Annotated in this window: 10 protein-coding genes; 5 read left to right on the forward strand and 5 right to left on the reverse strand. The window is 69.2% G+C overall.

The features are described 5' to 3' along the window. Positions 1-89 precede the first annotated feature (89 nt). Both FV228_RS12615 and FV228_RS12620 read right to left on the reverse strand, forming a co-directional pair. Positions 90-548 (reverse strand): response regulator, encoded by a 459-nt coding sequence (locus tag FV228_RS12615; RefSeq protein WP_147854937.1) that lies wholly within the window; start codon positions 546-548, stop codon positions 90-92. An 8-nt stretch (positions 549-556) separates the two neighbouring features. Further along, positions 557-1,024, reverse strand: coding sequence for a BLUF domain-containing protein (locus tag FV228_RS12620; RefSeq protein WP_147854938.1), 468 nt, complete (start codon positions 1,022-1,024; stop codon positions 557-559). A gap of 300 nt (positions 1,025-1,324) precedes the next feature. Between FV228_RS12620 and FV228_RS12625 the strand changes: the two genes are divergently transcribed. The 5 genes from FV228_RS12625 to FV228_RS12645 all read left to right on the forward strand — a co-directional run bounded on the left by FV228_RS12625 (position 1,325) and on the right by FV228_RS12645 (position 6,971). Continuing rightward, a complete protein-coding gene (locus tag FV228_RS12625; protein WP_147854939.1) occupies positions 1,325-2,704 on the forward strand; it encodes a flagellar hook-basal body complex protein in 1,380 nt (459 codons plus the stop codon). A 34-nt stretch (positions 2,705-2,738) separates the two neighbouring features. Beyond that, positions 2,739-4,670 (forward strand): flagellar hook-associated protein FlgK, encoded by a 1,932-nt coding sequence (flgK, locus tag FV228_RS12630; RefSeq protein WP_147854940.1) that lies wholly within the window; start codon positions 2,739-2,741, stop codon positions 4,668-4,670. A 2-nt stretch (positions 4,671-4,672) separates the two neighbouring features. Further along, complete coding sequence (locus tag FV228_RS12635; RefSeq protein ID WP_147854941.1) at positions 4,673-6,277, forward strand: flagellin; 1,605 nt, start codon at positions 4,673-4,675, stop codon at positions 6,275-6,277. A 102-nt stretch (positions 6,278-6,379) separates the two neighbouring features. Then, positions 6,380-6,640, forward strand: a complete 261-nt coding sequence (locus tag FV228_RS12640) for a hypothetical protein (RefSeq protein ID WP_147854942.1) — start codon at positions 6,380-6,382, stop codon at positions 6,638-6,640. A 1-nt stretch (position 6,641) separates the two neighbouring features. Further along, entirely contained in the window at positions 6,642-6,971 is a 330-nt protein-coding gene (locus tag FV228_RS12645) for a hypothetical protein (RefSeq protein ID WP_147854943.1), read from the forward strand. 8 nt (positions 6,972-6,979) lie between these two features. On the opposite strand, the gene FV228_RS12650 is transcribed toward FV228_RS12645, so the two are convergent. The 3 genes from FV228_RS12650 to FV228_RS12660 form a co-directional block, all read right to left on the reverse strand. Then, positions 6,980-7,453 carry a hypothetical protein gene (locus FV228_RS12650; protein WP_147854944.1) on the reverse strand — a complete coding sequence of 158 codons (474 nt, stop codon included), beginning with the start codon at positions 7,451-7,453 and terminating at the stop codon, positions 6,980-6,982. Further along, positions 7,440-7,799: a rod-binding protein gene (locus FV228_RS12655; RefSeq protein ID WP_147854945.1), complete on the reverse strand. Its 360-nt coding sequence runs from the start codon at positions 7,797-7,799 to the stop codon at positions 7,440-7,442. Before FV228_RS12655 ends, FV228_RS12650 begins: the two co-directional genes overlap by 14 nt. An 80-nt stretch (positions 7,800-7,879) precedes the next feature. Then, a complete protein-coding gene (locus FV228_RS12660; RefSeq protein WP_147854946.1) occupies positions 7,880-9,019 on the reverse strand; it encodes a flagellar basal body P-ring protein FlgI in 1,140 nt (379 codons plus the stop codon). Between the last annotated feature and the right edge of the window lie 312 nt (positions 9,020-9,331).

Genomic DNA, 9,331 nt, shown 5'->3' on the forward strand with positions numbered 1-9,331 from the left:
GCGCTGCCCCTCTCCCGACCCCCATTCGGGGGCCACCCTCCCCCGCAAAGGGGGGAGGGTGGGCGCGTGTCAGTGCCGGACGCGAGACCTCAGAACTTCCCCAGCATTGGGAAATCCACAGTCAGCGTCGATTCCGCCGCGATCGGGGCGTCGCGCTTGCGCGGCTTGCGGTTGAGCACCTGCTTCAGCTTGCTCTTCAGCACCGCCATGTCGAACGGCTTGAGGATGAAGGCGTCCGCGCCCGCCTGGTGGGCGAGGTTGATGTCCTCGAAGTCGAAGGACGATTCGGTGAGCATGAAGGGCGTGTTCATCAGCGCGTCGTCGCCGCGGATCTCGCGCAGCAGGCTCAGCCCGTCCATCGGCTCCATGGCCAGGTCGGAGATCACCAGCGCGTAGCGGCGCGTGCGCAGCCGCTCCAGCGCCTCGGCGGCCGTGGTGACCCCCTCGACGTCGGGGAAGCCGATCCGGGTCATCAGCATCACCTCGAGACGCAGGAGCTTTTCCTGGTCGTCGACGATGAGGATCGGGGGCGTATCGCTCTCGGACATCGCTCGGCTCAGATGAAGAGGTGATCGATGCCCTGGCGGGACATCGCGTCGTTCTGGAGCGCCACGCAGAGCCCGTGGATCGCGGTCGCCTTCGGAGTACCACGCTGGAGCATCGGCAGCAGGTTGGCCTTGGCGAACAGGCCGTCGTTGGTCGCGGTGCGCTGGGCGCTCTTGAAGGAGTGGACGAACTCACGCTTGGCGATCTCCCGCCACTCGTTGATCTGCACGTCGCGGTGGCGCTGGTCGGCGCTGACCCGGTCGAAGGTCTCGTGAACCGACGACCGCTCGCCCTCGATCACCTGGCAGGCGAAGTTGCCCTCGATGATCAGGAAGCTGGTGATCACCGAGAACTCGTTCTTCTTCTGCGCGACCCGGCCGATCTCGTTGATCTGCTCCGACCGCTTTGCCGGATCCCACGAGAGGTTGAGGCGCGAGAAGTAGATGATGTGGACGAGGCTCGTCCGTTTCGCCCGCATGACCTCTAGATCCGCAATCCGTGCCGCTTCGACGCGTCCGGGCGGGACGCCCCCCACCCGGTTCAGCCCGTGCCCGATCTTGGCGCGAGCCGGATAACACCCCGTAAACGCGCGCCGGCGATGCCGCCGGACCGGGGCCGGCCCGGTCCGGCAGAATCTGCCGGGTCGGCACCTCCGGCCGGTCAGTGCTGCCGGGTCGGATTCGGCCAACGCTATCTGCGCCAAGGACTTAGCTGTGGCACGGCGGTTGCGCTCCCTTGGTCCTGCGGGCCATTGCGGCGCGTATCGGGATCGCATGCCATGGATCTTTTTACCGCCCTGCAGACCTCGGTCTCCGGACTGCAGGCGCAGTCCTACGCCATCAGCAACATCTCCGGGAACATCGCGAACTCGCAGACCACCGGATTCAAGCGGATCGACACCAGCTTCGTCGACATGATGTCCGAGACAACGCCCAAGCGCGAGGTCGCGGGCTCCGTGCTGGCGCAGTCGCGCTTGACCAACACGATCGCCGGCAACGTCGTGGCGTCGAGCGTCCCGACCAACATGGCGATCAACGGCGACGGCTTCTTCACCGTGGTGCGTAAGACCGGTGATTCGAACGGTGCGGCCACCTTCAGCGGCACGAACGTCTACACGCGCCGGGGCGACTTCGCGCAGGACAAGGACGGCTACCTCGTCAACGGCGCCGGCGGCTACCTGACCGGCACGAACCTCGATCCGGTCACCGGCCAGGCGACCAGCACCGGGCTGCTCAAGATCGGCAACAGCTCGCTCCCGGCCCAGCCGACCACGTCGCTGACCTACGCGGCCAACCTGCCGGCGACCCCGGCCACCACCGCGTCCGCCACGTCGGGCTCCGACGTCTACAATCAGCTGCCAGCAGCGGTCGTCCTGTCGGGAGCCACGGTGCCCGGACCCACGGTGCCTTCGACCGGTGCCGGGACCTTCGTCAACAACAGCATCGCGGGCCCGTCGATCACCGCCTACACGCAGACCGGTGCGCCGGTCACCCTGAGCACGCGCTGGGCCAAGGTGCAGGATGCCACCACGACGCCGTCGCAGCCGGCAGTCTGGAACCTCTATTACGCCTCCAATCCCACGGCCTCGGCGAATTCGACGGCCTGGCAGAATGTCGGGACGGCGTTCACCTTCGACTCCACCGGCAAGCTGACCGCGCCGACGACCAGTCCCGTCGCGCTCGGCAACGTCACGGTGGGCGACTACACGTTCTCCAACATGACCATGAATGTCGGCACGGCCGGCCTGACGCAGTACGCCGACACGTCGGGTGCCGTGACCACCAACACGCTGAGCCAGAACGGCAACAGCGCCGGCACGCTGACCAGCGTCGCAATCGGCGAGGACGGAAAGATCAACGGCACGTTCTCGAACGGCTCGGTGCTCGGGCTCGCCACCGTGGGCATCGCGCAGTTCGCCAACCCCGACGGGCTGAAGGCCGATTCGAACGGAAACTACCTCCAGACCGCCGAGTCCGGTCCGGCCCTGGTGGGGCTGAACGGCAGCACGATCACGGGCGCCAGCAATGAGCAATCCAATACCGACATTGCGAGCGAGTTCTCTAAGATGATCGTAACCCAGCAGGCCTACTCTGCGAACACGCGGGTCATGTCGACGGCCCAGACGATGATGTCTGACCTGCTCAACGTGATCCGCTGAGTGAGGGCGCGATCCCAACCGCGGAGGCCGTGAGATGTCGCTGAACGCGCTTTCCACCGCGACCGCCGGGCTTGCGGCCACGCAGGCGGCGATCAACGTCGTCTCGCAGAACGTCGCGAATGCCGGCACGGCCGGATACGTCAAGCGAACGCTCTCGACCGTCGCGACCGGGACCAACAATTCCGGCGTCGCGGTCGGGGCGATCACCCGCAGTTTCGACGCCGCCGCGCTCAAGCAGCTGCGGCTCGAGACCTCGGGGGCCGCCTATACCAGCACCAAGGCCGGCATCGCGTCCCAGCTCGACGCGCTCTACGGGGCGCCGGGCAGCGGGGCGGCGCTGGACGGCACGCTGAACACGTTCACCGAATCGCTGCAGGAGCTGTCGGCCAACCCGACCTCGGCGGCCGCCCGCACCACCGTGGTCAGCAACGCGTCGGCGCTGGCGAGCCAGATCAACGGCGCCGCCGCCTCGGTGCAGAACCTGCGCTCGGGGGTCGAGGCCCAGCTCGGCACCGACACGCGATCGGCCAGCACGCTCCTGTCCAGCGTCGCCCGGCTCAACGCCAAGATCCAGAACACCACTGACGCCTCGTCCCTGGCCGACCTCCAGGACCAGCGCGACCAGGTGATCAACACGCTCTCGGGCTACATGGACGTCCAGACCGTCGCGCAGCGCGACGGCACGGTGTCGGTGCTGACCCAATCGGGCGTGACCCTGGTGGACCGCGGCACCGCCGCGACGCTGAGCTTCGACGGCCACGGGTCGCTGAGCGCGAATTCGAGCTACTCGACCGACCCGGCGCAGCGCACGGTCGGTACGATCACGGCCACGCTCCCGGGCGGCGGCAAGATCGACCTCGGGGCGCCCGGCGCCATCCGGTCCGGGAGCCTTGCCGCGGGGATCGAGCTGCGCGACCAGGTCCTGCCGCAGGCCCAGCGCCAGCTCGACGACCTCGCCGGGGGGCTCGCCAGCGCGCTCACCGACACGAGCGTGGGCGGTACGCTCAATACCACGACCACCGGTGGTATCACGGTCAGCGACACCACGATCACGCTGCCGAAGATGCAGCCCGGGAACACGGTGACCTTCGCGGTGACCGACAACACCAACACGGTGCGGAACGTGACGCTGGTGGCGTCGGCGAACGCGGGTGGTAAGATCGTTCCGGCGGCACAGACGACCGATGCCAGCGGCCTGACCCTGACGTTTGACGCAAGCGGCGGTCCGGCCACCTACGCTGCGCAGATCCAGGCCGCCTTCAGCACGTTCAATGCCAGTTCTGACGCTGCCAACTACAAGCTGCCGACGCTCGGCGTCACCAACAGCTCCGCCACGGCGTCGGCTGCGACCCTGACGCTCACGGCGGGCGGCAAAGTGGCTGGCGCGGCGACCGCTAGGATCACCCAGCCGACCTCGCCCAGCGACCTGACCACGGGCTATCCGCAGATCGCCCTTTTCACCGACGTGTCCGCGGCGCCGCCCCCGACCCCGCAGCTGTTCACCGGCTCGTTCGACAGCGGCGCGCAGCTCACCGGCTTCGCGCAACGGATCTCGATCAACCCGGCGCTGTCCGGCAACACCTCGGCGCTCGTCGCGTCCAGCGCCACCGATCCGAGCGCCTCGGGGGGCCGGGCGCAGGCGATCTTCACGGCGCTGACCTCGGCGCAGCAGACCTTCTCGTCGTCGAGCGGCATCGGCGGGGTCTCCGCCCCCTACCGGGCGAGCGTGGTCGGCTTCGCGCAGGACGTGATCGCCTCGCAGGGGGCCGCGTCCGCGAACGCCGCCGCGATGGACGACACCCAGCAGACCGCGCTCTCGACGGCGCAGAGCCGGTTCTCCGCCGGGGCCGGGGTCAACATCGACCAGGAGATGTCGAACCTGATCGCCCTGCAGACGGCCTACGGCGCCAACGCCCGGGTGCTGACCGCCGCCCGCGACATGCTCAACCAGCTGCTGCAGATCTGACCATGACGACGATCTCTCCCTTCGCGGCCGGGTCCTACGTCGCCAACCGGAACACCTCGCAGCTCCTGACGCTGAAGAACCAGCTGAACGACCTGTCGAACCAGCTCTCCAGCGGCAAGGTCTCCCAGACCTATGGCGGGCTCGGCACCGGGCGCTCCACGGCGCTGGCCGCCCAGGCCACCTTGAGCGCGCTCGACGGCTACGGCGCCGGCATCACCGCCGCCCAGACCCGGACCAAGCTCGCGGTCACGAGCCTGACCCAGGTCGCGAAGCTGGGCACCGACGCCCGCACCGCCCTGAACAACGGCCTGCAGAGCATCGCGGCCAACACCACGGCCGGCCGCTCGATCGCGCTCGCCAACCTGCAGACGGCTCTCGACACGCTCAACCAGTCGGCGGCCGGCAGCTACCTGTTCGGCGGCCGCGACGCCACGACCCAGCCGGTGCTCGACGCCGACACGATCCTCAACGGCACCACCGACGCGCAGGGCAACACGCTCGCCGGCCTCACGTCGCTGGTCAACGAGCGGGTCGCCGCGGAGCTGGGCTCCGGCGGCAACGGCCGGCTGACGCAGACCGCGCCGAGCGCCACCTCCGTCCGGGTCACCGACGAGGCGAACGCCGCGACCCGGGGCAAGTTCGGGTTCACCCTGTCCGGCACCCCGACGACCACCGGGACGGCGCTCAGCGCCTCGATCACGGGCGCCGGCCCGGCCTCGCTCACCATCGGCTTGGCGGCGCAGCCGGCGGTCGGCGACACGGTCAGCTTCGCGCTGAAGATGCCGGACGGCACCTCGACGACCGTGACGCTCACCGCGGCCGCCAGCGCGGATTCGACCTCGACCACCAGCTTCGCGATCGGCGCCACCGCCGCCGACACGATGACGAACCTGTCCGCGACGCTGACCAACGCGCTCAAGGGGGCGGCCAGCAGCACGCTGGCGGTGAACGCCACCGCGGCGGTGACGACCGACTTCTTCACCGGATCGGCGAAGGGCGGCCCGAACGGCACCGGCATCATGCCCCAGCAGCGCATCGTCTACGACGCGGCCAAGAACCCGACCGGATTCACGGCCGCCAAGGCGACCGACACGGTGCTCTGGTACCAGGGCGAGAACACCTACACGACGCCGGCGGACCCGACCCAGGCCGTGCCGACCTCGCCGCTCGACACGCAATCGGTGCAGGTCAGCGCCACCGGCAAGGTCGGCACGGGCGCCCGCGCCAACGACAAGACGATCCAGAACGTCCTGGCCGGCCTGGCGACCATGGCGTTCGCGCTTCCCACGGCGAGCGACGCCAACACCAGCGCCACCTACAAGGCGGTGGTCGGCAAGGCCGGGACGCTCCTGTCCGCATCCGACCAGACCAACCCCAGCGTCCAGGACACCGTCACGCAGCTCAGCGTCGCCGCGACCCGGCTCTCGAACGCCGGCACGACCAACACCGCCACCCGGACCACGGTCCAGAACACCCTGGATGGGATCGAGCAGGCCCCGACGGAAGAAGTCGTCGCCAAGCTGCTCGACGTCCAGAACCGGCTCCAGGCCAGCTATCAGGTCACGGCCTCGCTCTCGAAGCTCTCGCTGGTCAACTACATCAGCTGACGCCGGTATTCGGACCCGCGACCATAGTCTTGCCGCTTTCCCGCAGTGAAGCGCGCAGGACGGTCGCCTGTCGTGCGATCGTCCGCTCGAGGAGTGGTCCGCATGGCGCTGTCCGAACCCGTCCACGCGGTCCGCCGCCTCGGCTCAGCGGCGCAGATCGGCGCCATCGTGATGGCCGAACAGGCGATCGACAGCTATCTCGACGATTACGGCCGCCCCGGCGACCGCGCCACCGCCCTCGACATCCTGCTGCGCGACCTCGCCCGGCTGCGGTTCGTCGAGCCTGATCTCGACGCCTTCATCGGCGAGGTCGAGCGTTACATCGATCTGCTGTACCGGGACCTGTCGCGTCAGGCCGCCTGACATGGCCCGTTCGCCGACCGCCCTGGTCCTGACCGCCGCACTCGTCGGGATCGGCGCGCCCGCCGATGCCCGCGATCGTGAGAAGGCTTCGACCGCCGCGGCCGCGGTGCCGTGCCCCTCGAAGGGGCCGGGTTTCGAGCGCCTGCCCGGCAGCACGAGTTGCATCCGCGTGTCCGGCCGGGTGATCGCGGGCACCGACCTGCGCGCCGGCCATGGCGTCGGCGCCGAGGCGGCGCCCCTGGTCGCCGGCCACCTGGCGATCGACAACCGCGCCGACACCGACCTCGGCGAGGTCCGGACCTACGTGCGGATCGGCAACGGCCGGCGCTGAGGGGGCCGTTACAGGTTCCGCGACAGAACCAGCGGCCCGCTGCGCACCCCCCGTCCGTACGGGGAGGGCGCCGGGGCCTGCCGTCCGTAGCCCGAGGGCAGCTGCGCCCGGCCGATCTCCTCCGCCAGCGACTTGATCAGCCCCTCCGACACGGATCGCGCGCTGTCGAGCACCGATTGGTTCGCCTCGACGGCCGCAGTGAACCGGCGATGGGCGGCCCGCAGGGTCTCGACGCCCTCCGGGTTGAAGCGCTTCAGCGCCACGGCATTGGCCTTGGCGACTTCGAGCCCCTGCATGTAGGCCGCGGCGAGCGCGGACTTGGGCTCGGCCGCCGCCAGACCTTCGCGCAGGCGCCCGGCCCGGACATGCGCGGCCTCCTCGGCCAGCACCGCCTCCAGCGCGGCCATGTTGGCCAGCACGCCCCCGACCAGCGCCTCGGCGGTGATCCGGTCGGCGACGCGCAGCGGTTCAGCCCTTTGCATTGCCGGCTCCATCGGTGGTCGCGCCCTGCATCTTCATGATCTCACGAAACACCGAATCGGCGATGCCGACGCCGCCGCTCTTCACGATCTGTCCCGCGTATTCCTTGGTCAGCATCGAGCGGTAGACGCCGCCGCCGGTGCCGTTCTCGCCGAGCGGGCCTTCTGTCCCGTCCGACTGCATCATCCGGTCGAGGCTGTTCTCCAGGAACATCGACTCGAACTCGGTGGCGGTCTTGTGCGCCTTGGCGGTGCTTCCGGTCTTGAGGATGCCGTCGGACACGCTGGTGGCGATGGATTTCCCGACGCCGGCGGCGGCGTTGGCCGCGATGTTGGCGAGTGGCAGCATGATTAGCCCTCCGGACCTTCCTGGGGCATCGTCTTTTTCCGAAAGCCGGCAACCACCTTTCGGGACGATGCACGCGACAATCACATCAGTTCGATATCGGCCTGGAGCGCCCCGGCAGTCTTGATCGCCTGGAGGATCGAGATCAGGTCGCGGGGGCCGACCCCGAGGGCGTTCAGGCCATCGACCAGCTCGCGCAGGCTCACGCCCTCCTTGACCAGCGCCAGCTTGTTGCCGTCGCCGGTGTCGACCTTCAGGCTCGTGCGCGGCACCACGGCGGTGCGGCCGTTGGAGAAGGGCGCCGGCTGGCTCACCTGCGGCTGCTCGCTGATCGTGACCGTGAGGTTGCCCTGCGCGATCGCCACCGTGGAGACGCGCACGTCGCGGCCCATCACGATGATGCCCGAGCGCTCGTCGACCACCACCCGGGCGGTCTGGTCGGGCTCGACCTTGAGCTGCTCCACCTCGGTGATCAGGCGGATCATGTTGCCGTTGTACTTGGCCGGGATCTGGATCGTGACCGTGGCCGGGTCGGTCGGCTCGGCGGTGTCGGCGCCCATGAAGTCGTTGATCGCCGCGGCGATCCGCTTCGAGGTGGTGAAATCGGGGTTGCGCAGGGACAGCCGCAGGGCGCGGGCGTCGTTCAGCTTGAACGCGATCTCGCGCTCGATGTTGGCGCCGTTGGAGATGCGGCCGTTGGTCGGCACGCCCCGGGTGATCTTGGCGGCGTCGCCCTCGGCCGAGAAGCCCGCGATCGCCACCGAGCCCTGCGCCAGGGCGTAGACCTCGCCGTCGGCGCCCAGCAGCGGCGTCACCAGCAGCGTACCGCCCTGGAGGGATTTCGCGTCGCCGAGCGACGAGACCGTCACGTCGATGCGGGTGCCCTGGGCGGCGAAGGGCGGCAGGCTCGCCGTCACCATCACGGCGGCGAGGTTCTGGGTGCGCATCGTGGCCCCCCGCGTGTTGACCCCGAGCCGCTCCAGCATTGCCTGCAGCGACTGCTTGGTGAACGGGATGTTGTTGAGGGTGTCGCCGGTGCCGTTGAGACCGACCACGATTCCGTAGCCGACCAGCTGGTTCTGGCGCACGCCCTCGATGGAGGCCAGGTCCTTCACCCGCGACAGGGCGAGGGCCGGGCCCGAGGCCGCGGCGATCAGCAGCACCCCGACGACGAGCGCCGCGAGGGCCGATCCGAGGAGCTTGATAGGGTGGCTCGGGCGCATGCCGGTTTTTTTCGCGGGTGAACGGACCTGCCCCCCTCCCTGCCAGCCCCATGCCAGCCTGGGCTTTCCGCTAAACCGTTGAGAACAGATATCATTATCCAGCCGGCAAGCGGCCGCAGAATGTGATCGACCGGCACCGAACCTGCCGACCCGGCAGGTTCTGCCGGCCTGTTTACCGGTGCTTAACCGTGCGGGCCGAGAGTCGGGGCAGCGCAGGAGCGCCCGGAGCGACACGAACACGATCATGCGCGTCGACACTCGCCAGCCGATCCAGAATGCCGGCGGCGTCGCGGCCAAGGCCCGGGTCGAGGG

This window comes from Methylobacterium sp. WL18, from assembly GCF_008040015.1.
Lineage (GTDB): Bacteria > Pseudomonadota > Alphaproteobacteria > Rhizobiales > Beijerinckiaceae > Methylobacterium > Methylobacterium mesophilicum.